The sequence below is a fragment of the Brevibacterium pityocampae genome (assembly GCF_039541555.1).
In the GTDB taxonomy this organism is placed as follows: domain Bacteria; phylum Actinomycetota; class Actinomycetes; order Actinomycetales; family Brevibacteriaceae; genus Brevibacterium; species Brevibacterium pityocampae.
The window spans coordinates 12,834-37,193 of record NZ_BAABGL010000034.1; the positions used below are offsets into that span (position 1 = coordinate 12,834).

22 protein-coding genes are annotated in these 24,360 nt (G+C 72.6%); 20 read left to right on the forward strand and 2 right to left on the reverse strand.

What is annotated here, in order from left to right; genetic code table 11:
• Nucleotides 1-5: 5 nt before the first annotated feature.
• The 18 genes from steA (at nt 6) to ABD883_RS12380 (ending at nt 19,715) form a co-directional block, all read left to right on the forward strand.
• Nucleotides 6-1,256 (forward strand): putative cytokinetic ring protein SteA, encoded by a 1,251-nt coding sequence (gene steA / locus ABD883_RS12295; RefSeq protein ID WP_137320020.1) that lies wholly within the window; start codon nt 6-8, stop codon nt 1,254-1,256.
• Nucleotides 1,253-2,287, forward strand: a complete 1,035-nt coding sequence (locus ABD883_RS12300; protein WP_345032464.1) for a copper transporter — start codon at nt 1,253-1,255, stop codon at nt 2,285-2,287. Before steA ends, ABD883_RS12300 begins: the two co-directional genes overlap by 4 nt.
• Nucleotides 2,284-3,141 carry a hypothetical protein gene (locus ABD883_RS12305; RefSeq protein WP_345032467.1) on the forward strand — a complete coding sequence of 286 codons (858 nt, stop codon included), beginning with the start codon at nt 2,284-2,286 and terminating at the stop codon, nt 3,139-3,141. The genes ABD883_RS12300 and ABD883_RS12305 overlap by 4 nt, the downstream gene beginning before the upstream one ends.
• A complete protein-coding gene (gene murJ / locus ABD883_RS12310; RefSeq protein WP_345032469.1) occupies nt 3,138-4,937 on the forward strand; it encodes a murein biosynthesis integral membrane protein MurJ in 1,800 nt (599 codons plus the stop codon). Before ABD883_RS12305 ends, murJ begins: the two co-directional genes overlap by 4 nt.
• 32 nt (nt 4,938-4,969) lie before the next feature.
• Nucleotides 4,970-6,154: a glycosyltransferase family 4 protein gene (locus ABD883_RS12315; protein WP_345032471.1), complete on the forward strand. Its 1,185-nt coding sequence runs from the start codon at nt 4,970-4,972 to the stop codon at nt 6,152-6,154.
• A 35-nt stretch (nt 6,155-6,189) separates the two neighbouring features.
• On the forward strand, nt 6,190-7,383 hold the full coding sequence (locus ABD883_RS12320; protein WP_345032473.1) for a glycosyltransferase family protein: 1,194 nt from the start codon (nt 6,190-6,192) through the stop codon (nt 7,381-7,383).
• A gap of 20 nt (nt 7,384-7,403) precedes the next feature.
• A complete protein-coding gene (pyrG, locus tag ABD883_RS12325) occupies nt 7,404-9,092 on the forward strand; it encodes a CTP synthase (RefSeq protein ID WP_425548449.1) in 1,689 nt (562 codons plus the stop codon).
• A 4-nt stretch (nt 9,093-9,096) separates the two neighbouring features.
• Nucleotides 9,097-9,741: an NUDIX domain-containing protein gene (locus ABD883_RS12330; protein ID WP_345032477.1), complete on the forward strand. Its 645-nt coding sequence runs from the start codon at nt 9,097-9,099 to the stop codon at nt 9,739-9,741.
• A gap of 19 nt (nt 9,742-9,760) precedes the next feature.
• Complete coding sequence (gene xerD / locus ABD883_RS12335) at nt 9,761-10,753, forward strand: site-specific tyrosine recombinase XerD (protein ID WP_137320015.1); 993 nt, start codon at nt 9,761-9,763, stop codon at nt 10,751-10,753.
• Nucleotides 10,754-10,792: 39 nt separating this feature from the next.
• The gene (locus tag ABD883_RS12340; protein WP_254668809.1) at nt 10,793-11,677 is read left to right on the forward strand and encodes a ParA family protein; all 885 of its coding nucleotides are present in this window, start codon (nt 10,793-10,795) and stop codon (nt 11,675-11,677) included.
• Nucleotides 11,678-11,787: 110 nt separating this feature from the next.
• The gene (locus tag ABD883_RS12345) at nt 11,788-12,510 is read left to right on the forward strand and encodes a segregation and condensation protein A (protein WP_425548447.1); all 723 of its coding nucleotides are present in this window, start codon (nt 11,788-11,790) and stop codon (nt 12,508-12,510) included.
• A complete protein-coding gene (scpB, locus tag ABD883_RS12350) occupies nt 12,503-13,141 on the forward strand; it encodes an SMC-Scp complex subunit ScpB (RefSeq protein ID WP_345032480.1) in 639 nt (212 codons plus the stop codon). Before ABD883_RS12345 ends, scpB begins: the two co-directional genes overlap by 8 nt.
• A 162-nt stretch (nt 13,142-13,303) precedes the next feature.
• Nucleotides 13,304-14,131 carry a pseudouridine synthase gene (locus tag ABD883_RS12355; protein WP_265808705.1) on the forward strand — a complete coding sequence of 276 codons (828 nt, stop codon included), beginning with the start codon at nt 13,304-13,306 and terminating at the stop codon, nt 14,129-14,131.
• Nucleotides 14,128-15,225, forward strand: coding sequence for a prephenate dehydrogenase (locus tag ABD883_RS12360; RefSeq protein ID WP_345032484.1), 1,098 nt, complete (start codon nt 14,128-14,130; stop codon nt 15,223-15,225). The genes ABD883_RS12355 and ABD883_RS12360 overlap by 4 nt, the downstream gene beginning before the upstream one ends.
• On the forward strand, nt 15,222-15,887 hold the full coding sequence (cmk, locus tag ABD883_RS12365) for a (d)CMP kinase (protein ID WP_345032486.1): 666 nt from the start codon (nt 15,222-15,224) through the stop codon (nt 15,885-15,887). The genes ABD883_RS12360 and cmk overlap by 4 nt, the downstream gene beginning before the upstream one ends.
• The gene (gene der / locus ABD883_RS12370; RefSeq protein WP_247619003.1) at nt 15,880-17,445 is read left to right on the forward strand and encodes a ribosome biogenesis GTPase Der; all 1,566 of its coding nucleotides are present in this window, start codon (nt 15,880-15,882) and stop codon (nt 17,443-17,445) included. The genes cmk and der overlap by 8 nt, the downstream gene beginning before the upstream one ends.
• Nucleotides 17,442-19,052, forward strand: a complete 1,611-nt coding sequence (locus tag ABD883_RS12375; RefSeq protein ID WP_345032489.1) for an AI-2E family transporter — start codon at nt 17,442-17,444, stop codon at nt 19,050-19,052. Before der ends, ABD883_RS12375 begins: the two co-directional genes overlap by 4 nt.
• Before the next feature lie 30 nt (nt 19,053-19,082).
• Nucleotides 19,083-19,715: an L-threonylcarbamoyladenylate synthase gene (locus ABD883_RS12380; protein ID WP_345032491.1), complete on the forward strand. Its 633-nt coding sequence runs from the start codon at nt 19,083-19,085 to the stop codon at nt 19,713-19,715.
• A 119-nt stretch (nt 19,716-19,834) separates the two neighbouring features.
• Here the strand turns inward: ABD883_RS12380 and ABD883_RS12385 are convergent, their stop codons facing one another.
• Together ABD883_RS12385 and ABD883_RS12390 are read right to left on the reverse strand one after the other, a co-directional pair.
• A complete protein-coding gene (locus tag ABD883_RS12385) occupies nt 19,835-21,361 on the reverse strand; it encodes an AMP-binding protein (RefSeq protein ID WP_345032493.1) in 1,527 nt (508 codons plus the stop codon).
• Nucleotides 21,358-22,071 carry a TetR/AcrR family transcriptional regulator gene (locus ABD883_RS12390; RefSeq protein ID WP_217494865.1) on the reverse strand — a complete coding sequence of 238 codons (714 nt, stop codon included), beginning with the start codon at nt 22,069-22,071 and terminating at the stop codon, nt 21,358-21,360. Before ABD883_RS12390 ends, ABD883_RS12385 begins: the two co-directional genes overlap by 4 nt.
• Before the next feature lie 142 nt (nt 22,072-22,213).
• Here ABD883_RS12390 and ABD883_RS12395 point away from each other — a divergent pair, with 142 nt between their 5' ends.
• Nucleotides 22,214-23,017 carry an SDR family oxidoreductase gene (locus ABD883_RS12395; RefSeq protein WP_345032495.1) on the forward strand — a complete coding sequence of 268 codons (804 nt, stop codon included), beginning with the start codon at nt 22,214-22,216 and terminating at the stop codon, nt 23,015-23,017.
• An 88-nt stretch (nt 23,018-23,105) separates the two neighbouring features.
• On the forward strand, nt 23,106-24,311 hold the full coding sequence (locus ABD883_RS12400) for an acyl-CoA dehydrogenase family protein (protein ID WP_345032497.1): 1,206 nt from the start codon (nt 23,106-23,108) through the stop codon (nt 24,309-24,311).
• The last annotated feature ends 49 nt before the right edge of the window (nt 24,312-24,360 follow it).

The following is a 24,360-nucleotide window of genomic DNA, read 5'->3' on the forward strand; positions in this document are numbered from 1 at the left end:
GCACCATGAGACTGCGCAAGGGCCGAGAGACCATTCCCACCGACACCCTCGTCGGACCGGCCGTCGTGCGCGCGGACCCGCGCACCAAGGACCTCACCAAGCGCCTCCAGGCCGGGGAGATCGCTGTCATCGGCCACGCCGACATCGACCGGGTGTCCGCCGAGGCGCTCGTCGCCTGCCGGCCCGCCGCCGTCGTCAACGCCGCCCGCTCGATCTCCGGGCGGTACCCGAACATCGGGCCCCGGATCATCGTCGAGGCCGGCATCCCGCTCGTCGACGGGGTCGGCGAGGAGGTGCTCGCCGCGGTCGCCGAGGGCGAGGAGCTCACCCTCCACGACGGCGAGCTGCTCCGCGGTGAGGAGGTCGTCGCCGCCGGCCAGGTGCAGACGCTCAGCCGCATCGAGACCTCCATGCGGGAGGCCGAGGCGGGGATGAACACCGTGCTCGTCGACTTCGTCGAGAACACCATCGAATACATCCGCAAGGACTCGGACCTGCTCGACGAGGAGATCGTCGTCCCGCACGTCCGCACCGACTTCACCGACCGGCAGGCCCTCATCGTGGTGCGCGGCTACCACTACAAGGAGGATCTCGCGATGCTCCGGCCCTACATCCGCGAGTACCGCCCGGTGCTCATCGGGGTGGACGGCGGGGCCGACGCGATCCTCGAGGCCGGTCATACCCCGGACATGATCGTCGGCGACATGGACTCGGTGTCCGACGCCGCCCTGACCTCCGGCGCGGAGCTCGTCGTCCACGCCTACCGCGACGGCCGCGCGCCGGGCGTCGAACGGCTCCAGGAGCTCGATCTCGAGTGCGTGCTCTTCCCGGCCTCCGGCACGAGCGAGGACATTGCGATGCTCCTCGCCGACGACAAGGGCGCCCCGCTCATCGTCGCCGTCGGCACCCACGACACCGTCATCGAGTTCCTCGACAAGGGCCGCCGCGGCATGGCCTCGACGTTCCTCACCCGCCTCCGCGTGGGCTCGAAGCTCGTCGACGCGAAGGGCGTGTCGCTGCTCTACCGGCAGCGGATCTCCAACACCCAGCTGTGGGTGCTCGCCCTCGCCGGCCTGCTCGCGGTGTTCGTCGCGCTCTCCGCGACCGCCGCCGGGCAGACGGTGTTCGGGCTCATCGCCGCCCAGTTCGACGGCATCGCACGCTGGTTCCAGAGCCTGTTCGGACTGGGCTCGGCGACCGCGGACGTCGCGGCCGCCGGCCTCGCCCCCCTCATCCCAGGAAGACTCCCGCTGTGATCGATTTCCGCTACCACCTCGTCTCGCTGATCTCGGTGTTCCTCGCGCTCGCGGTGGGCATCGTGCTCGGTGCCGGGCCCCTCAAGGAGCCGATCGGCGATTCTCTGCAGAGCCAGGTGGACGCACTGCGCACCGACCGGGACAACCTCCGCTCCGAGCTCGACGCGGAGCGTGCCTCCGCCGAGGAGCTCGACCAGTTCGTCGTCGCCTCCGCCCCGGAGCTGCTTGCCGATTCCCTCACCGACGCCGAGGTCGCGCTCGTCGGCTCCCCGGGGGCGGATGCCGACGCGCTCACCGCGCTCGACGAGCGGCTCACCGGGGCCGGCGCCGAGGTCGTCATGCAGGTGTCGCTCGCCGAGACCGCGCTCGACCCCGAGGGTGCCGGGGACCTCATCGAGACGCTGCGCGGCATCGACCCGAGCCTGCCGGACGGCGCGGCCGAGGCGCTCACCACCGCCCTGGCCCGTGCGCTCACCGCCGGTGCCGGGACGGCGGGCGGCAACGGCGAGGAACCCGCGGACGCGGCGCAGCCCGGATCCGGCACCGCGCCGCGCGGCGCGGAGCCCACCGCGGCGCCCGAGGACGCCGGGCCCACCGTCTACACCGCCGACCAGGCCGCCCAGGTCGTCACCGCGTTCTCCGACGACGGTCGGCTCACCGGCTCGGACTACGCCGCCGCGACCGCCGTGATGTTCGTCGCCCCGCCGGCCGCGGAGACCTCCGCGGAGGCCGAGGCGACCGAGTCGACCGCCCCACCGCAGTCCGAACCGGATTCCACCGGCGCGACATTCGCCACCGCGCTCGCCTCCGGTGCACCCACCGTGGTCACCGGCACCCGCGCGTCGGCCGAGCGCGGCCTGCTCTCCGCACTGCGCTCCGACGACTCCGGCATCACCACCGCCGACGGCCTCGAGGTCACGGCCGGCCCCGTCATCGCCGCGCTCGCCCTCGAACAGGCGATCGCCGGCAACCCGGGCGCCTTCGGCTTCGCCGACAACGCGCAGTCCGTCGTGCCGGGGGCCGAGCAGTGATCCGCAGCCTCGTCCTCGCCGGAGTCGGCGCGGCCGCCGGGTTCGGCGTCGCCCGTGCGCTCACCGCCGCCCGCCCGCTGCTCGACCGAGCCGGTCGCCTCGACCGCCCCAACCACTCCGGGGCGAGCGTGTCCCTCATCGAGGGGCCTGCCGTCGCCGCCGGGCTCGCCGTCGCAGCGCTCGCCCTGCCGCGACCCGCCCACCGGTTCGCCGCCGTCACCGCGACCGCCGCGGCCGGCGTGCTCGGCGGGATCGACGACCTCATGGAGACCGGGTCCGCGAAGGGCCTGCGCGGCCACCTCAGCGCGCTCGCCCGCGGCGAGGTCACCACCGGCGGGCTCAAGGTCCTCGGCATCCCCGCCGCATCCCTGCTGGCCGCCGCGGTCGTCCGGGAGCCCCGCCCGCTCGCGGGTTCGGCGGTGTTCGGCCGCTGCGTGGACACCGTGCTCGCCGGCGGCGTCATCGCCGGCAGCGCGAACCTCGTCAACCTCCTCGACCTGCGACCCGGCCGCGGCCTCAAGGCTGCGGGACTCGTCACCGTCCTGGGGCCGCTGCACGGGCCGGCCGCGGTGCTCTCCGGCGGCGTGCTCGGCACCGCGGCGGCAGTGTGGGGCGAGGACCTCGCCGGACGCACGATGCTCGGCGACACCGGCGCCAACGCGCTCGGTGCCGCACTCGGCACCCGCACCGCCCTGCAGGGCTCCCGCGGGGAGCTCCTCGGCGTCCTCTCCCTGCTCGTCGCGCTCACCCTCGCGAGCGAGAAGGTCTCGTTCACCCGCGTCATCGAGGCCACCCCGGTCCTGCGCGAGCTCGATGCCTGGGGCCGGACGCCGGCCGCCCCCGCCGCTCCGTGACCTCCCGCTGGGTCCGGCTCCTCGCCAACGCCGCGCTCGCGGTCTCCGTCATCACCCTGCTCTCGCGCTTCGTCGGGTTCGCCCGCTGGCTCGTGTTCTCCCCGACGGTCGGCGCCGGCGCGGTGGGCACCGCCTACCAGACCGCCAACCAGGTGCCGAACATCCTCTACGAGGTCATCGCCGGCGGCGCACTCGCCGGCGCGGTCGTGCCGCTGCTCGCCGCGCCGCTCGCCCGGGCGGACCCGCGCGCCGTGTCCCGCATCGCCTCGGCGCTGCTGACCTGGGCGATCACGCTCACCCTGCCGCTGGCCGTGCTCGTCGCGGTGTTCCACCGGCAGCTCGCCGGCGTGTTCGTCGAGGCGGAGTCCGACACCGGCCGGTTCGCCGGCCACTTCCTCCTCATGTTCGCCCCGCAGCTCGTGCTCTACGCGATCGGCGCGGTCCTCACCGGGGTGCTCCAGGCCCACCGGCGCTTCCTCTGGCCGGCCTTCATGCCGCTGCTCTCCAGCCTCGTCGTCATCGCCACCTACCTGGCCTACGGCGCGGTCGCCGGCGGGCCGGAGACCGCGGAGCCGAGTGCGCTCGCGCTGCTCGGCTGGGGCACCACCGCCGGGGTCGCGATGCTCGCCCTGCCGCTCGCCCTGCCGACCGCCCGCACCGGGGTGCGGCTGCGCCCCAGCTGGAGGTTCCCCGCCGGTGTCGCGAGCCGTGCAGCACGCCTCGCGACGGCCGGGATGACCGCCCTGCTCGCCCAGCAGGTGTCCGTGCTCATCACCCTCGTCGTGTCGAACACCGTCGGCGGCACCGGCGTGTTCGTCGTCTTCAGCTACATCCAGGCGGTGTACCTGCTGCCCTATGCGGTGCTCGCGGTGCCGATCGCCACCGTCGTGTTCCCCACCCTCAGCCGGCAGGTGGCCGAGGCCTCCGCGGAGGTCGCCGCGACGGTGGCGACGACCACCGGGATGATCATCCGCGTCGGCTTCGCCGGCTCGGTCGTCCTCGTCGCCGCCGCCGCACCGCTCGCCGCGTTCTTCTCCTCCTTCGACGCCGCCGCCCGCAACCCGGACGTGCCCTTCGGCACGATGGCCGCCGGGATCACGCTCATCGCGCTCGCCGTGCCCGGCTGGTGCATGGTCGCCTGGGCCTCGCGCGTGTTCTACTCCCTCGAGCACTCCCGGTACGCCGCGATCGGCACCACCACCGGCTGGCTCCTCGTCGCGGGCACCGTGGCGCTCGGCGGGCTGGTCCTGCCCGGGCTCGTCGCCGGCGGGATCACGCTGCCGGGCCTCGCCGGCTCCCGCGCCGCAGCCGGCCCGGCCGGTGCCGGGGGAGCGCTGAGCGTGAGCGAGGCGACCCTCCTCCTCGTCTGCGCGGGCCACGCACTCGGCATGATCGTCGCCGGTGTCCTCCTCGTCGTCCTGCTGCGCCGGGCGGCCGGGCCGGAAGCGGTGCGCGGCACCGTGGGCGGCACGCTGCGCACGCTCGTCCTCGCCGTGGCCGCTGCGGTCGGCGCCGCGTGGACCTCCCACCTCCTGCTCGCCGCGTTCGCCGGCCTGCCGCCCACCGTGGGAGCCGTGCTCGCCGGGGTCCTCGCCGCACTCGCCGGGCTCGCCGTCATGGGCGCCGGCCTGCTCGCGGTCGACCGCGGGCTGCTGCGTGCCGGGCTGCGTCTGGCGGCCGGCCGGGGCGAAGACCGGCCCGGCGGTGCGGCGGGCTCCGCGCGCCCGCACCCCTCCGATGCGGACCGTCCCGGGTCGGACCCGGCCGGGTCGGATTCCGCTCCCCGGATCGCATAGGCTGGAGACCGACGTCGACGAGGGGAGCGGTGGTGGCACGACACGGTGAGGCCCGCGCGCACAGCGCTGCCGGTGCAGCGGATGGAGGACCCCTGCGGATCCTGCTCGTGCTGGCCACCTCGACCGGCGGCGTCGGCACCCACGTCGCCGCCCTCGCCCGCGAGTACGCCGCGGCCGGGCACGCCGTCGGCGTCATCGGCCCCGCCGCCACCGAATCCCACTTCGGATTCACCGACCATCCCGGCGTCCGCTTCGCCCCGCTCGAGCTCGGCACCTCGGTGGGTCCGCGCGACTCCGCCGCGCTCGGCCGCCTGTCCCGCCTCGTCACCGCCTTCCGCGCCGACATCGTCCACGCCCACGGCTTCCGCGCCGGCCTCGTCACGCTCGCCGCGCTCGGCCGGATCCGCCGCCGCGAGCGCCCCGTGTCGGTCGTCACCTGGCACAACCAGGCCGCCGGCACCGGTGCCCGGGGCCTGGCGGAGAAGGCCGTGGAGCGCTACGTCGCCCGCCGCGCCGACCTCACCGTCGGGGCGAGTGAGGACCTCGTGCTGCGCGCCCGCGCCTGCGGGGCGCAGACGGCCGTGTTCGCTCCCGTCGCCGCCCCGGACGCCGCCTTCACCGAGGACGTCAACATCGCGCTCCTGCGCTCGCAGAAGATCCGTGAGCTCGGCCTGCCGCGCGGCTCCGTGCTCGTGCTCGCCGTCGGCCGCATCGCCCCGCAGAAGAACTACCGACTGCTCCTCGACGCGTTCTCCCGGATCACCGCCGAGCACCCGGAGGCGCACCTGCTCATCGCCGGCAGCGCCGACGCCCACGAGCTCGCCGCCCTCGAGCAGACGGTCGCCGAGCAGCGGCTGCCGGTGCGCTTCCTCGGGCAGCGCTCCGACATCGCCGCCCTCAACCAGGCCGCCGACGTCTTCGTCCTCACGAGCGGCTGGGAGGCTCGCGCCCTCGTCGTCCAAGAGGCGATGATGGCCGGCCGCGCGATCGTCGCCACCGCCGTCGGCGGCGTGCCCGGGCTGCTCGGCGACGCCGGCCTCCTCGTCCCGCCCGGGGACCCCGAGGCGCTCGCCGCCGCCCTCGGCACCCTGCTCGCCGATCCCGCGGAGCGGTCCCGCCTGGGCCGGCGCGCCGCGCTCGCCGCCGTCGACCTGCCGCGCGAGCCCGAGGTGGCCACCACCCTCCTCCACCACTACCGCGCCGTCCTCGGACGGTAGGCTGAACCGCAGATTCGACGACCGTGAGGATGACGATGAGCCCGACCGCGATGACCTCTTCCGACACGACCCCGGTGACCCCGGAGGAGTCGGCCGACCCCGCAGGCCTCCCCGCGCTGCCCGCCGACCTCCGCATCCTCCACGTGCTCACCGGCACCGTCGGCGTGGTCGAGGAGGTCGCCGCACTCGCCGTGGCCCGGCACCTGCAGGCCGGCTACAAGGTCGCCGTCGCCTCCGACCGGCGCACCTTCTCAGCCCTCGACCTGCCCGTCGACGACCCGCGGCTCGTCCATCTCGACATCGACGTCAAGACCGGCCCCCGCCCCGGCGATCCGGGCCGCGCCTATGCGCTCCACCGCTACTACCGGCACATCGACGTCGTCCACGCCCACGGCCTCCATGCCTCCGCGATCGCCGGCCTCGCGATGACCGGCCTGCCGGAGTCCCTGCGCCCGGCCCTCGTCGCGACCGTCGGCCGCTTCCAGCCGCGCAGCCCCTTCGCCGCCGCCGATGCCCGGGTCGTGGCACGCACCGCCGCCGTCGTGCTCGGCACCACCGAGCCCGTCGTCGAGCACTTCGCCGAGGACGTGCCCGTGGTGTCCCGCGCCCGGCTGCTGAACCCGGACGTCCGCACCGTGTACGAGCCCGTCCGCAGCCGTGCGCAGATCCGTGAGGCGCTCGGCGTGCGCGCCGGCACCTTCGTCGTCGCCGTGCCGCTCGAACTCGTCGACCACCCGGCGCTCACCACCGCGCTCGAGGCGGCCGTCCGGCTGAGCGAGCACCGCCCCGACCGCCGCTGGGCGACCGTCTTCACCGGCGCCGGCCGGCTCCGCAGCGTCATCGCGAGCGAGTTCGTGCCCCGCCGCGAGGACATCATCCTCGCCGACGTCGTCGCCACCGTCGACGTCGTGGCCGGCTCCGACATCGTCGTCGCCGGCGACCGGATGTCCGCGATCGGTCCCGAGGGCGTCATGCAGCTCGCCCGCCCGGCCATCCACCTCGGTGCCCCGCGGGGTGCTCGCGCCTGGGGCGACTCCGCCGTGCACGTCGACACCGACGACACCGACGGCCTGCTCGCCGCGATCGCCCACCTGTCCGACAGCCCGGCCGCCCGCGGCGCCTCCGCGATCGCCGCCAAGCGGCGGGTCATCGACATCAGCGGCCACGGCTACCTCGCCGGCGAGCTGCTCGACGTCTACGCCGCCGACGCGCTCCCGAACCGGCGCTGACCCCCACCCGCCCCTCCCAGCTGATAGGATCGAGTTCCGTGGTGAATCGATTGAGCACAAGCGGACAGCACGGCACCCGTCACATCTTCGTGACCGGCGGTGTCGCCTCATCTCTCGGCAAGGGGCTCACGGCCTCCTCCCTCGGGCATCTTCTCGCACAGCGCGGCCTCGCGGTCGCCATGCAGAAGCTCGACCCCTACCTCAACGTCGACCCGGGGACCATGAACCCGTTCCAGCACGGTGAGGTGTTCGTCACCGAGGACGGCGCGGAGACCGACCTCGACATCGGCCACTACGAGCGCTTCCTCGACACCGAGCTCGACGCGAGCGCGAACGTCACCACCGGCCAGGTGTACTCCAACGTCATCGCCAAGGAGCGCCGCGGCGCCTACCTCGGCGACACCGTGCAGGTCATCCCGCACATCACCGATGAGATCAAGACCCGGATGCGGGCGCAGGCCGAGCGCACCGACGGCGAGGCCCCCGACGTCATCATCACCGAGATCGGCGGCACGGTCGGCGACATCGAGTCCCAGCCGTTCCTCGAGGCCGCCCGCCAGATCCGCCACGACATCGGCCGCGAGAACGTGTTCTTCATCCACGTCTCGCTCGTGCCCTACCTGGGCCCCTCCGGCGAGCTCAAGACGAAGCCCACCCAGCACTCCGTGGCCGCGCTGCGCTCGATCGGCATCCAGCCCGACGCGATCGTGCTGCGCTCCGACCGCCCGCTGCCGGACTCGATCCGCAACAAGATCGCCTCCTCCTGCGACGTCGACTTCGAGGCCGTCGTGTCCTGCGTCGACGCCCCGAGCATCTACGACATCCCGCGCGTCCTCCACGACGGCGGGCTCGACGTCTACGTCATCCGCCGCCTCGACCTCGGCTTCCGCGACGTCGACTGGGACACCTGGGACCGGCTCCTCGAGCGCGTCCACCGGCCCAAGCACACCGTGGAGATCGGCCTCGTCGGCAAGTACATCGACCTGCCCGACGCCTACCTGTCGGTGACCGAGGCCTTGCGCCACGGCGGGTTCGCCAACGACGCGAAGGTCAACATCCACTGGATCGCCTCCGACGACTGCGAGACCCCCGCCGGGGCGGCCGAGCACCTCGGCGGCCTCGACGCGATCTGCGTGCCCGGCGGGTTCGGGATCCGCGGCATCGAGGGCAAGCTCGGCGCCCTGACCTACGCCCGCACCGAGGGGATCCCCCTGCTCGGCCTGTGCCTGGGCCTGCAGTGCATGGTCATCGAGTACGCGCGCAGCGTCACCGGCATCGCCGAGGCATCCTCGAGCGAATTCGACCCGGGCACCCCGGAGCCCGTCGTCGCGACGATGGCCGAGCAGCTCGACTTCGTCGAGGGCGAGGGCGACCTCGGCGGCACCATGCGCCTGGGCACCTACCACGCCAAGCTCCTGCCCGGCAGCGTCGTCGCAGAGACCTACGGCGCCGAGGAGATCTCCGAGCGCCACCGGCACCGCTACGAGGTCAACAACGCGTATCGGGAGCAGCTCGAGGCGAGCGGGCTCGTGGTGTCCGGCACCTCGCCCAACGGCCAGCTCGTCGAGTTCGTCGAGCTCCGCGCCGACGTCCACCCGTTCTACGTCTCCACGCAGGCGCACCCGGAGTTCAAGTCGCGGCCCACCGACCCGCACCCGCTGTTCGCCGGGCTCGTGCGCGCCGCGCTCGACCGCCAGCGGGATCTCTGAGCCGATGGCAGGCGCCGAGCTCCGCGACGCATTCGGCGCTCCGGAGATCCTCAGCAGCGAGGTCGCGTACTCCGGCCTCGTGTGGGACGTCGTCCGCGAGACCTTCCGGCTCCCGGAGTCCGAGGAGCCGCTGACCCGCGACTTCGTCGCTCACCCCGGAGCCGTCGCGGTCGTCGCGCTCGACGCCGACGACCGGATCATGCTCATCCAGCAGTACCGCCATCCGATCCGTGCCCGCGATTGGGAGATCCCCGCCGGCCTGCTCGACGTGTCCGGCGAACCGCCGCACCGCACCGCCGCCCGCGAGCTCGCCGAGGAGGTCGACCTCGCGGCCGCCGACTGGCACCTGCTCGCCGACCAGCTGTCCTCCCCGGGCGGCATCAGCGAGACGCTGCGGATCTACCTCGCCCGCGGCCTGTCCGCCATGGCCGAGGAGTTCGACCGCTCCGGCGAGGAGAGCGGGATCGTGCCCCGCTGGGTGCCGCTGAGCGAGGCGAAGGCCGCCGTCGTCGAGGGCCGCATCACCAACGCGACCGCCGTCATCGGGATCCTCCAGGCCGATCTCGCCCGGGAGCGCGGCTTCACCGGGCTCCGGCCCGCCGACTCGCCGTGGCCGGCGCGCGCCGTGCACTCCCGGGAGCCGTCCTGAGCGGACCCGGGGACCGCTGATGGCGCGCCGCGGGGCGGAGCTCCTGCCCGAGGCCGTCCCCGGCCTGCGCGGGCCGGCCGCCGACTACCTCGCCCACCTCGAGCTCGAGCGCGGGCTCAGCCGCAACACGCTCGACGCCTACGCCCGCGACCTCGGCCGCTACCTCACCTGGCTCACCGCGCAGGACGCGCGCGACTACACCGCGGTCACCCCGGAGGACCTGCGGACCTTCGTCGCGGGGCTCGCCGACACCGGACTCGCGGTGCGCAGCCGTTCCCGCATCACCGTCGCGGTGCGCCGCCTCCACGCCTTCCTCCACGCCGAGGGCCTCACCGGCACCGACCCCGGCGTCGACGTCCGCCCGCCTTCGGCCACCGAGCGGCTCCCCAAGGCGCTGAGCATCGCCGAGGTCGAATCCCTCCTCGCCACCGTCGTCGGGGACTCCGCCGCGGAGCTGCGCTCGCGTGCCCTGCTCGAGCTCCTCTACGCCACCGGGGCCCGGATCAGCGAGACCGTGGGCCTCGACATCGACGATCTCGACCTCGAGCACCGGATCGTGCGGCTCTACGGCAAGGGGAGCAAGGAGCGGCTGGTGCCGCTCGGCGCGCACGCCGCGCGGGCGCTGGACGCCTGGCTGGTGCGCGGTCGGCCGCAGATGAGCGCCGCCCGGGCCGCCGGCTCCGAGGGTGCGGCCCGGGGGAGGAGCGGGGACCCCGAGCGGCGGCAGCGCGCCGGTGCGGTGTTCCTCAACCAGCGCGGCGGCCGGCTGTCCCGGCAGTCGGCATGGCAGACCATCCGCACCGCCGCCGAGCGCGCCGGGCTCGCCGCCCACGCCTCCCCGCACACCTTCCGCCACTCCTTCGCGACCCACCTCCTCGAGGGCGGCGCGGACATCCGCGTCGTGCAGGAGCTCCTCGGCCACTCCTCGGTGACGACGACGCAGATCTACACCCGCGTGACCTCGGAGACCCTGCGCGAGGTGTATGCCACCTCCCACCCGCGGGCGCGATAGGGTGGACAGCAGCCGATCACGAGAAAGGTGACCATCCGCGTGGCCGATTCGCAGCAGAGACTCGACATCCCCGGGGCCGAGGACCGCCTCGGTCCCACCGGTCGTCCGACCCGGGAGTTCCCCGAACCCGCACCGCTGAGCGCGCACGGGCCGGCCCGGATCGTCGCGATGGTCAACCAGAAGGGCGGGGTCGGCAAGACCACCTCCTCGATCAACCTCGGCGCGGCGCTCGCCGCCTACGGCCGCCGCGTGCTGCTCGTCGACTTCGACCCGCAGGGCGCCCTGTCGGTGGGCCTCGGCGTCAACCCCTACGACCTCGAGCTCAGCATCTACAACGTGCTCATGAGCTCCCGGGTCGACCCGCACGACGTCATCGTGGGCTCCAACGTCGAGGGCATCGACATCCTCCCGGCGAACATCGACCTGTCCGCCGCGGAGGTGCAGCTCGTCAACGAGGTCGCCCGCGAGCAGGTGCTCGCCCGGGCGCTCGCGAAGGTCGCCGGCGAGTACGACGTCATCCTCATCGACTGCCAGCCCTCGCTCGGCCTCCTCACCGTCAACGCGCTGACCGCCGCACACGGCGTCATCATCCCGCTCGAGACCCAGTTCTTCGCGCTGCGCGGCGTCGCGCTCCTCGTCGAGACGATCGAGAAGGTGCAGGACCGGCTCAACCCGGGCCTCGAGATCGACGGCATCCTCGCCACGATGTTCGACGGCCGCACGCTGCATGCGCAGGAGGTCATCGCCCGCGTCGTCGAGGCGTTCGGCGACAAGGTGTTCGACACCGTGATCAACCGGACCGTGAAGTTCCCCGACGCCTCCGTCGCCGCCGAGCCGATCACCTCCTTCGCCCCCTCGCACACCGGGGCGGAGGCCTACCGCCGCCTGGCGCGCGAGCTCATCGCCCGCGGAGGCGCCCCCTGAGCACCGGCGGATTCGTCGTCGAGCTGGACAACTTCTCCGGCCCGTTCGACCTCCTGCTCGGCCTCATCGGCAAGCGCAAGCTCGACATCACCGAGGTCGCCCTGTCCGAGGTGACCGACGAGTTCCTCGCCTACGTCTCCGAGCTCAAGGGCCGGACCGGGCTCGAGGAGCTCTCGAGCTTCCTCCTCGTCGCCGCCACCCTGCTCGACCTCAAGACCGCCCGTCTGCTGCCGAGCGGGGAGGTCGAGGACGAGCTCGACCTCGAGCTCCTCGAGGCCCGCGACCTCCTCTTCGCCCGGCTCCTCCAGTACCGCGCATTCAAGGGCGTGTCCGCGGAGTTCGCGGTGCAGATGGCGACCGCCGCGACCCGCACGGCCCGCTCGGTGCCGCTCGAGCCGGAGTTCGCGAACATCCTGCCGCCGCTGCAGATGACCGCCACCCCGCGCGTGCTCGCCGCGCTCTTCGCCACCGTCCTCCAGCGCGACCGCACGCCCCCGACGGTGTCGATCGACCACCTCCATCTGCCGCAGGTCAGCGTGCCGGAGCAGCGCTCGCTCATCCTCGCCCGCCTGCAGCCCGGCGTCACGCTCGACTTCGCGGAGCTCGTCGCCGATGCCGGGGACACCCTCGTCATCGTCGCCCGCTTCCTCGCGCTCCTCGAACTGTTCAAGGCTGGGCTGTGCGCCTTCGACCAGCCCGAACCGCTCGGCGCCCTGCGCATCAGCGGGGTGGAGCCGGAGGCGGGAGTCGCGGACGGCGGGGGTGACACCGCGGGCGGGGCCGGGACGGCTGTGCTCACCGACACCGACGAATGGGAGACCGCCGATGACTGACACCGGATCCGAGGCCGACCGCACGGGCGAGGGGACTGCGGTCGAGGGTGCCGGGACGGCACCCGGTGGGGAGGCCGCGGTCGATGCGGCGCTGCTCACCGCGCTCGAGGCCGTCCTCATGGTCGTCGACGAGCCGCTCGAACCGGTGCAGATCGCCGAGGCGCTCGGCACCACCCCGGACGAGGCGCTCGCCGCGCTCACCGAGCTCGCCGCCGACTACGACGGCCGCCGCGGCTCACGCCGCCGCGGCTTCGAGCTGCGCCGCGCCGCCGGCGGCTGGCGCATCTACTCCCGGGCGGACCACCACGGCACGGTCGCGGACTTCATCACCGCCGGCCAGTCCGCGAAGCTCTCCCAGGCCGCCCTCGAGACCCTCGCCGTCATCGCCTACCGGCAGCCGGTCACCCGCGCCCGGATCTCCGCGATCCGCGGCGTCAACGTCGACGGCGTCGTGCGCACCCTGCTCATGCGCGGACTCATCGTCGAATCCGGGGCGGATGCCACCTCGGGCGCGGTGCAGTTCGTCACCTCCCGGGTGTTCCTCGAGTCGATGGGCCTCGAGAGCCTCGACGAGCTGCCCGACATCGCCCCCTACCTGCCTGCCGGCGACGACGTCCCGACGGTCGACTGACGGGCCGACTGCGCGTCAGGGCTCGATCGAGTGCGGATCTCGGCCCGAAACCGCACTCGTTCGACACCTCAGCGCGCGATCGGGGCCTCGGTAGCGGGAGGCGAGGCGCGGGGGCGCGGGCGTGGTCGGCGGGAGGCGTGCGAGTTTGAGACAATGGACCCCATGAATGCCTCAGATCCCCGGTCGCCCGGTCACCGTTCCAAGCGCCCCAGCCGCAAGGAGCGCGGACGGCAGACCCCCGCTCCCGTCGTCGACGCCCACCGGCCCGACGGCGTGCGCCTGCAGAAGATCCTCGCCGAGGCCGGCCTCGGCTCCCGCCGCGCCTGCGAGCAGCTCATCACCGAGGGCCGTGTGACGGTCGACGGTCAGACGGTGCGCGAGCTCGGCACCCGCATCGACCCCGCCACCCAGACGGTGAGCGTCGACACCATGCCGATCACTGCCCACACCGACAAGGTGTACCTCGCGTTCAACAAGCCCGCCGGGGTGGTGACCGCGATGAGCGACCCCGAGGGCCGCCGCTGCCTCGCCGACTACCTCCGCGACCGCCCCGAGCGCCTGTTCCACGTCGGCCGGCTCGACTACGAGACCGAGGGCCTGCTCCTCATCACCAACGACGGCGAGCTCTCCAACCGGCTCACCCACCCCTCCTACGAGATCTCCAAGACCTACCTCGCCGAGGTCCGCGGCCCCGTCCCCAAGGACGCCGGCGCCCGCCTGCGCGAGGGAATCGAGCTCGAGGACGGGATCTCCCGCGTCGACTCCTTCAAGCTCGTCGACTCCACCCCCGGCTACGCGCTCGTCGAGGTCGTCCTCCACTCCGGGCGCAACCGGATCGTGCGCCGCCTGTTCGACGCCGTCGGCACCCCCGTGCAGCGCCTCGTGCGCACCCAGTTCGGTCCGATCCCGCTCGCCGAGCAGCGCCAGGGCAAGGTCCGCGACCTGCGCCCCGACGAGGTCGGCGCGCTCATGGAAGCCGTCCGCCTGTGACCCTGCCCCACGTCCACATCATCGGCACCGGACTGCTCGGCACCTCGCTCGGCCTCGCGCTGCGCCGGGCCGAGTACCCGGTGACGCTGTCCGACCAGTCGCCGACCGCCGTGCGGCTCGCCGCCGACATGGGCGCCGGCACCGCCGCGGAGCCCTCGACCGCGGACATCGTCGTCGTCGCCACCCCGCCGGACGTCGCCGCCCGCACCATCGTCGCCGCACTCGACACCTGGCCGGAAGCCACCGTCACCGACGTCGCGAGCGTGAAGACCGCCGTCCTCGCCGAGGCCCGCACGCTCACCGGCGACCCCGTGCTCGCCCGCTACATCGGCTGCCACCCGATGGCCGGCCGGGAGAAGTCCGGGGCGATCGCCGCCCGCGACGACCTCTTCCTCGCCCGCCCCTGGGTGGTGTGCTCCGACGAGGACACCCCCGCCGACCGCCTCGCCGCCGTCGTCGCGCTCGCCGAGGCCACCGGGGCCGCCGTCGTCCACCTCGACCCCGAGTTCCACGACTCCGCCGTGGCCCGCGTGTCCCACGCCCCGCAGGTGCTCGCCTCGCTCATGGCCGGCCGGCTCAAGGACATGCCCGCCGACGGGGTGGCGCTCGCCGGGCAGGGCCTGCGCGACGTCACCCGGATCGCCGCCTCGGATCCGGGCCTGTGGACGCAGATCCTCGCCGGCAACGCCGCCGAGGTGCGCGCCGTGCTCGCCGACGTCCGCGCCGACCTCGACGCCCTCATCGGCGCCCTCGACCTGGAGCCGGGTGCGCTCGCCACGATCGCCGGGCTGTTCGCCGCCGGCAACGAGGGCCACGACCGGATCCCCGGCAAGCACGGGCAGGCCCCGGCCCGGTACTCCTCCGTCACGGTGTTCATCGACGACACCCCCGGCGCGCTCGCCCGCCTGTTCACCGACGTCGGCGAGCTCGGCGTCAACGTCGAGGACATCCGCATCGACCACGCCACCGGCATTAAGCTGGGCAGTGTGGATATCTCCGTCATCCCGTCCGCCCAGGTCACCCTCACCGAAGGACTGGCCGCGCGCGGCTGGTGGGTGCCGGAGGCGGCAATCGACACCGAAGGAAGAGAATGACAGTCATCGCCATCGACGGGCCCAGCGGCGTCGGCAAATCGAGCGTGTCCCGCGAGGTCGCCCGGCGCAGCGGGTACGGCTACCTCGACACCGGTGCGATGTACCGGGCCGTCGTGTGGCTGTGCCTCAACCGCGGGACCGCCGACCCCGGCGACGTCGTCGAGCTCGTCCGCGGCGCCGACCTCGAGATCTCCACCGACCCCGACGTTGCCGAGGTGACGATCGACGGCATCGACGTCACCACCGAGATCCGCGAGCCCGAGGTGTCGGCGAACGCGCAGATCGTGTCCGCCGTGCCCGAGGCGCGCACCGAGCTCATCGAGCTCCAGCGGCAGATCATCGCCGCCGCCGCACCCGGGATCGTCGTCGAGGGCCGCGACATCACCACCGTCGTCGCCCCCGAGGCGGAGGTCCGGATCCTCATGACCGCCGACGAGTCCGTGCGCATCGCCCGCCGCTCGAAGGAGCTCCACGGCAGCGCCGACGCCGCGGCCGTGCAGGCCACCCGCTCCCAGATCGTCGACCGCGACGCGAAGGACGCACAGACCACGAGCTTCCTCACCGCCGCCGACGGCGTCCACACCCTCGACACCACCGACATCGATTTCGAGCAGTCCGTGGCAGCCGTCATGGGTCTGGTCGAGAAGGCCGAACATGACTGAATCAGACCCCACCGGCGGCTCCGCCGGCACCTCTTCCGGCACCTCCTCCGCGGCCGAGGACTTCCTCGCCCGCCCCGACGAGGACCTCGCCGACCGCGTCGCCGGGATCGCCGACGACGAGGCCGAGCAGCGCGCCTCCTCGCTGCGCGCCGGCCTCGAATCCTATGAGCTCGAGGACGAGGACCGGGCGCTGCTGAGCGCCTACGAAGACGGCGACACCGGCCCCGAGGTCACCGGGCCCGCTCCCGTGCTCGCCGTCGTCGGCCGTCCCAACGTCGGCAAGTCCACCCTGATCAACCGCATCCTCGGCCGCCGCGAGGCCGTCGTCGAGGACGTCCCGGGCGTCACCCGCGACCGCGTGAGCTACTCCGCGGAGTGGAACGGACGCCCGCTCACCCTCGTCGACACCGGCGGCTGGGACATCGATGCCAAGGGCATGGCGTCCCGGATCGCCGAGCAGGCCGAGGTCGCCGTCGAGATGGCCGACGCCGTCGTGTTCGTCGTCGACGCCACCACCGGCCCGACCGCCACCGACGAGCACGTCGTGCGGATGCTGCGCCGGGCCGGGAAGCCCGTGGTGCTCGCGGCGAACAAGGTCGACGACGAGCGCGGCGAGCTCGCCGCAGCCGAGCTCTGGTCGCTCGGCCTCGGCGAGCCGCACCCGGTCTCCGCGATGCACGGGCGCGGGGTCGCCGACCTCCTCGACGTCCTCGTCGACGTGCTGCCAGAGGTGTCCGGCATCGACGCCCTCTCCGAGGTCGGGGGACCGCGCCGCGTCGCCCTCGTCGGCCGGCCCAACGTCGGCAAGTCCTCTCTGCTCAACCGGCTCGTCGGGAGCGAGCGGGTGCTCGTCGACAACGTCGCCGGCACCACCCGCGATCCGGTCGACGAGCTCGTCGAGCTCGGCGGGCGGCAGTGGCGCTTCGTCGACACCGCCGGCATCCGCAAGCGCGCCCGGCAGGCGAGCGGTGCCGACTTCTACGCCGCGCTGCGCACGCAGACCGCGCTCGAGCGCGCCGAGGTCGCCGTCGTCCTCCTCGAGGCCGACCAGACGCTGAGCGAGCAGGACGTCCGCATCATCAAGACGGTGACGGAGACCGGCCGCGCGCTCGTCCTCGCCTTCAACAAGTGGGATCTCATGGACGAGGACCGCCGGCACTTCCTCGAGCGCGAGATCGAGCAGGACCTCCAGCACGTCGAATGGGCGCCGCGGGTGAACATCTCCGCCAAGACCGGACGGCACGCCGACCGGCTCGTGCCGGCGATGGAGCGCGCGCTCGACAGCTGGGACACCCGGATCCCGACCGGCCGGCTCAACGCCTTCCTCGGTGAGCTCGTCGCGGCCAACCCGCACCCGGTGCGCGGCGGCAAGCAGCCGCGCATCCTGTTCGGCACGCAGGCCTCGAACCGGCCGCCCAAGTTCGTCCTCTTCACCACCGGGTTCCTCGAGCCCGGCTACCGCCGCTACATCACCCGGCGCCTGCGCGAGACCTTCGGCTTCGAGGGCACCCCGCTCGAGATCGGCATGCGCATCCGCGAGAAGCGGAAGCGGCGGTGAGCACCGCGTCCGGCAACCCGGCAGGGCACCTCGGGCCCGGCGGGGAGCCGCCCACCGCTCCGGCGAGCAGCGCGGAGGCAGCCGCGGGCGCGCTCTGGCCGCGCTACCTCGTCGTCGTGCTCGGGGTGGCCGGGCTCGCCTACGGCGTGCACTTCTTCCAGTCGCTGCAGTCGATCGTCGCCCCGGTGTTCCTCGCGATGAACCTCGTCATCGTCGCCTACCCGCTGCAGCGCTGGCTCGTGCGGGTCCGGGTGCCGCGGTTCCTCGCCGCGATGGTCACCGTCGTCGTCGTGCTCGTCGTGCTCCTCGGGTTCTTCGGCCTCACCGCCTGGTCGATCGCCGAGCTCGTCATGGTCATCCCCGAGTACACCGAGGAGATCACCGCGACCTACGGCGAGGCGCTCGCCTGGCTGTCGACGCTCGGGGTGACGAGCGGGTTCGTCGAGCAGCAGCTCGCCGCCTTCGACGTATCCACCCTGTTCTCCACCGTCGGCTCGCTGCTGTCGAACGTCAGCCTCGTCCTCACCGCGCTCATCACCGTGATCATGGCGGTGTTCTTCGTCGCGATGGACTCGATGTCCTTCCCGCGGCGCCTGCAGGTGACCTCGGCGATCCGTCCGCGGTTCGGCCGTGCGATGCAGATCTTCGCCGCCGGAGTGCGCCGGTACTGGGTCGTCGCGACGATCTTCGGCCTCATCGTCGCCGTGCTCGACCTCGTGGCGCTGTGGATCATCGGCGTGCCGCTCGCGCTCGTGTGGGGCGTGCTCGCGTTCCTCACCAACTACATCCCCAACATCGGCTTCGTCATCGGCCTCGTCCCGCCCGCGCTCATGGCGCTGGTGAGCGGCGGCTGGTGGGACGCGCTGTGGGTGGTCATCGCCTACTCGGTGCTCAACTTCGTCATCCAGTCGATCATCCAGCCCAAATTCACCGGCGAATCGGTGGGTGTCACCCCGTTCATGTCGTTCCTCTCCCTGCTGTTCTGGTACTGGGTGCTCGGCTGGATGGGCGCACTGCTCGCGCTGCCGGCGACCCTGCTCCTCAAGGCGCTCCTCGTTGATGCGGACCCGCGCGCCCGCTGGGTCAACAACCTCATCGCATCCGACCTGTCCACCGGGTCGAGCCTGCCGGTGCGCCCGATCCGCGCCGCCCAGGGGATCACCGGGCGCTCCGTCGTGGTGCCGGGCGATCCCGGCGAGTTCGACCGGATGCGGGCGGCCGCCGGTGCGAGTGCTGCGGGCGCCTCGGGCGCGGGGGCGGCGGCACCGGACAGCCAACCGGCGGAGCCCGCGCATGGGAACGTGGCCGACCGCGGCGCTGCGGGAAGCTCCGCGGAGAGCTCCGCGGTGGACGGTGCCGCGGCCACGGGGACGGGCGCCTCGGGCGCGTGGCCCGATGTCGAGGAGCCGGCGCCGGAGGAGCTCGTCATGCGCGCCCCCTTCCTCCGTCCGCCCGAACAGGTCGCCGACGAGTCCGTCGACCCCGACGACCCGGAGGGCGTGGAGAGCGCGGGATCCGGGGACGGAACCGGATCCACCCGGGGCGACCGGCGCGAGGGGTCCGACGCCGGAGACGGCCCGGCCGGGGGAGACCCGCGGACCCCCTGACGCGGGCGGCATCTGCGGTTACCATGACGTATGGCTGAAATACTCGAGATCCACCCCGACAACCCGCAGCCCCGCCTCATCCGCAAGGTCGCCGAGGTCATCGCCGCCGGAGGGCTCGTCGCCTATCCCACCGACTCGTGCTACGCGCTCGGCTGCGCGCTCGAGAACAAGCAGGGGATCGAGCGGATCACCCGGATCCGGAAGCTCGACTCCAAGCACCACTTCACGCTCATGTGCGACGACTTCGCGCAGCTCGGGCAGTTCGTCATCGTCGACAACTCCGCGTTCCGCACGATCAAGTCGCTCACGCCCGGGCCGTACACCTTCATCATGAAGGCGACGAAGGAGGTGCCGCGGCGGATGATGCACCCGAAGAAGCACTCGGTGGGCGCGCGCATCCCGGAGAACCGCACCGCGCTCGCCCTCGTCGGGGAGGTCGGCGAGCCGATCCTGTCTTCGACCCTCCTGCTGCCCGGCGCGGACGACCCGCTCACCCATGCCGAGGACGTCCAGGCGGAGATCGGCCGCGAGGTCGACATCATCATCGACTCCGGCGTCCCCGGGGTCGTCCCGACCTCCGTCATCGACTTCACCGAGGGCGCCCCGGTGGTGCGGCGGGTCGGCGCCGGGAACGTCGACCGCTTCGACATCGACGAGACCTGACCACTCGATTTCAGGCGGTTCCTGTGAACGGATCCGCACGATTCTGCGATCTCGATCGGGTCGGTTGAGATTGCGGAGAACGGCGGAAATGCTCTCAGGAACCTCCTGAAATTGCGGTCTCAGGGGGTGATGTCGCGCTTCCGGATCTTCCCCGTGGGGCCCTTCGGCAGGGCGTCGACGAACCGGATGATCCGCGGGATCTTGTAGGCTGCGAGCTGCTCGCGGCAGAAGGCCTCGACCTCGGCCTCCGTCAGCGTCTGCCCGGGCATCGGGGCGATCACCGCTGTCACCGTCTGCCCGTAGTGCTCGTCGGGGCTGCCGATCACGGCGGCCTCGAGGACCTTCGGATGCTCGTAGAGCACCTCCTCGACCTCGCGTGGGTAGACGTTGTAGCCGCCGTGGATGATGAGGTCCTTGATCCGGTCGACGATGGAGAGGTAGCCGTCGGCATCGAGCCGGCCGAGGTCCCCGGTACGGAAGAAGCCGTGCTCGTCGAAGGCCGCCGCGGTCGCTTCGGGATTGTTCCAGTACCCGGCCATGACCATCGTGCCGCGCAGGTACACCTCGCCGACCTCGTCGACGGCGCAGTCCGCACCGTCCGGGCCGACGACCCGCACCTCGAGCTGCGGTACCGGCACTCCGACCGAGCCGGGGACGATCCGCCCGTTCCACGGGTTGAAGGTGCCGAAGGCGCTCGTCTCGGTGAGTCCGTACCCATCCGCGATCTGCGCCTCGAACCGGGTCTCGAACTGCCGCATGAGCTCCACGGCGATCGAGGCGCCGCCGGACAGGGCGAGCCGCAGCGTCGTGGGCACCCGGTCCGACTCGACGCGGAGGATCGCGTTCCACATCGTCGGCACCCCGGCGACCACGGTGAGCCGGTCGTCGATGATCGTGTCGTAGAGCTCGCGGGCGTCGAACCGCGGCAGCAGGGTGAGCGGCACGCCGCTGGTCAGCGACACCGTCGCGACCGAGGCGAGCCCGAACACGTGGAACAGCGGCAGCGCGGTGCCCGAGCGGTCCTCGGGCCCCATGCCGGAGATCTGCCGGCCGACCTCGGCGACGGCGAGCAGGTTGCCGACGGTGATCATCGCACCCTTGGGCCTGCCCGTGGTGCCCGAGGTGTAGAGCAGTGCGGCGAGATCGCCGGGGTCGCGCGGCAGCGGTGCGAAGTCCGCCGGATCGCTGACCGGCTCGGGGTCGCCGGCGAGCGGCTCGATGGTCTCGAAGCGGGTCCCCGTGGTCGAGGCGGATGCCCGTCCGGCCTCGGCGACGGCCGGGTGGGCGAGGACGAGCCGGGCGCCGGAGTCGGTGATGAAGAAGTCGAGCTCGCGCTGGGTGGACAGCGGGTTCACCGCGACGACGGCGATCCCGAGCGCCTGCGCGCCGAAGAACTCCGCGAGGAACTCCGGGCAGGTCGGGGCGATGAGGACGATCCGGTCCCCGGCGGCGAGACCGGCGGCGGAGAACCGCTCGGCGGCCCGGGCGATCGCGGTGACGAGGCCGGCGCGGGTGAGCTCCACCCGGTCGGCCCGCCGCGGCCCGCGCACCGCGACGGCGCTCGGGTCCGCCGCGGCATTGGCGATGAAGGCGTCGACGGGGTTCCGCGGCGCTGCGGAGGCGGTCGAGGGGGCGGGTGCGGTCATGAGACTCCTGTCGGGACGGTGATGTCGGTGGGACGGGTGTCGGCAGGTGCCGACGAGTCGGTGGGGCGGGTTCCGGTGGTGCAGATGCGGGCGTCGGCGTCCGGCTCGGCGCTGAGCCCGAGCGCGTTGACCCACAGCGTGGTGAGCGTGTCGACGAGCTCATCGATCCCCTGCGAGGTGCGGAAGCGGGGGTTCTCGCGATCGTCGACGAAGATGTGGAAGCACATCCGGCTCACCATCGAGGACAGCGCCTGGGACACGAGCAGCGGGTCGAGGTGCGGGTCGACCGCCCCCGTCTCCTGGAGCTTCGCGATGCCCTGGGCGTTGCGTTCGACGAAGGCCCGCGCCCGGCGCAGCCGCACCTCGCGGATGCCGGCATCGACGTGCGCCACCTGGTCCATGAGCCCCATGAGGTCGGCGTTCTCCCGGTAGGACTCGATGTATTCGCGGTTGGCCCGCCGGATCCGCGACACCCGGTCGAGGACGACCTCACCGGAGTGGTCGGGGGAGAGGACCGGGGTGTAGGCGCTCTCGATGATCGCAGCGAGGATGTCCTCGCGGTTGCGGAAATACGTGTAGAGGGTGCCGGTCGAGCAGCCGGCGCGGTCGGTGATGTCGGAGAGCTTGGTGTCGAAGTACCCCTGTTCGGCGAAGACGGCGCGCGCGGCCTGCACGAGGTTCGCTCGGGTGCGCTCGGCTTTGGCGCCCATCCGGCCCTCCATTGGATCGGTGTCGATGAATTCGTGACGAACGAATGTTTGGTCAGGCTTGAAATTGAGGCCTGCCTCAACTATAGATAGATGGTGAGGTCGGTCACAAGGACGTCACCGTTTTCAATCGGAGAGGAACCACATGGATGTGAACTCGAAGACCGCAGTCGTCACGGGCGGCGCCGGCGGGATCGGGCGAGCCCTCGCGGAGGAGCTCATCCGCCACGGCGCGCGCGTGCTCATCGCGGACATCGCCCCCACCGTCGGCCAGGTCGCCGAGGAGATCGGCGCCGCCTCCTGGCAGGGCGACGTCGCTGCCGCCGACGGGGTCACCGAGCTCCTCGCCGCCGCCGAGGCCGCCCACGGGCCCGTCGATCTCTACTTCGCCAACGCCGGCATCGTCGGCCCCACCGGGATCGGCGAGGACGAGGACGAGTGGGATCGCGTGTTCGACATCAACGTCCGCGCCCACATCCGTGCGGCCAAGGCCCTCGTCCCCGGCTGGCAGGCCCGCGGTGAGGGGTACTTCGTGTCCACGTCATCGGCTGCGGGACTCCTCACCCAGATCGGCCAGGCCGGCTACTCGACCACCAAGCACGCGGCCGTCGGCTTCGCCGAGTGGCTCAACATCACCTACGGCGACGACGGCATCCGCGTCTCCTGCCTGTGCCCGATGGGCGTCAACACCCCGCTGCTCACCGGCGGGGAGCGCGCCGCGGACGCGGCGGACCGGACGGCGAACAAGGCCGTGACGTCTGCCGGGCGGGTGCTCGAGCCCGCCGAGGTCGCCGAGGTCGTGCTCGCCGCGGTCGAATCCGAGACCTTCCTCATCCTCCCGCACCCCGAGGTGCTCGACATGTACCGCATGAAGGGCTCCGACTACGACCGCTGGCTGCGCGGCATGCGCCGCTACCGCCGCACACTCGCCGGCGGATCCGCGAGCTGAGCGGCCCGCCGCCGGGCACCGTCCACCACGCACCCGCCACCCATCACCCCACCCGCTGACGCACCCGACACCCCACACAGGAGTGACCATGTTCGAAGAGACCGCACGCGCCAAGAAGTACCGCGAGGACCTGCTCGCCTTCATGGACGAGCACGTCTACCCGGCCGAATCCGTCTACGAGGAGCAGATGGCGGCCGCCGACAGTCCGCACACCCAGCCGCAGATCCTCGAGGACCTCAAGGTCGAGGCCCGCAAGCGCGGTCTGTGGAACCTGTTCCACCCGCACGAGGAGTGGGGCCCAGGCCTGACGAACCTCGAGTACGCCCCGCTCGCCGAGATCATGGGCCGCTCGATCCACCTCGCCCCGGAGGCGACGAACTGCAACGCCCCGGACACCGGCAACATGGAGGTGTTCACGCTCTTCGGCACCGAGGAGCACAAGGAGAAGTACCTGCGTCCGCTGCTCGACGGGAAGATCGCCTCCGGCTTCGCGATGACCGAGCCCGCCGTCGCGAGCGCGGACGCGACGAACATCGAGATGACGATGGAGAAGGACGGCGACGAGTACGTCCTCAACGGCCGCAAGTGGTTCACCTCGAACGGCTGCCACCCGTTCATCAAGGTCCTCATCGTCATGGGCAAGACCGACCCGAACGCGGAGACCCACCGCCAGCAGTCGATGATGGTCGTGCCGATCGACGCCCCCGGCGTCACCGTCAAGCGCAACCTCACCGTGTTCGGCTACGAGGACCGCGAGGGCCACGCCGAGGTGCTCTTCGAGAACGTCCGCGTGCCGTCCAAGGACGTCCTCAAGGGCGAGGGCGAGGGATTCGCCATCAGCCAGGCCCGCCTCGGCCCGGGCCGCATCCACCACTGCATGCGAGCCATCGGCATGGCCGAGCGCGCCCTCGAGTTCATGTGCCGCCGGGCGGAGTCCCGCGTGCTGTTCGGCACCAAGCTGTCGGAGAAGGCGAACATCCAGGACTGGATCGCCGAATCCCGCGTCGAGATCGACCAGGCCCGCCTGCTCACCCTCCACGCCGCGGACATGATGGACAAGGTCGGCAACAAGGAGGCGCGCACCCTGATCTCGGAGATCAAGGTCGCCGCCCCCAAGGCCGCCCTCAACGTCATCGACCGGGCCATCCAGGTGCACGGCGGCGGCGGTGTGACCGGGGACTTCCCGCTCGCGGAGATGTACGCCCACGCCCGCACCCTGCGGATCGTCGACGGACCCGATGAGGTCCACAAGATGACGATCGCCCGCAAGGAGCTCAAGAAGTACCGCTCCTGAGCACCGCCGCAGCCGCGGTCCCGGCCATCGCCGGGGCCGCGGCACCACC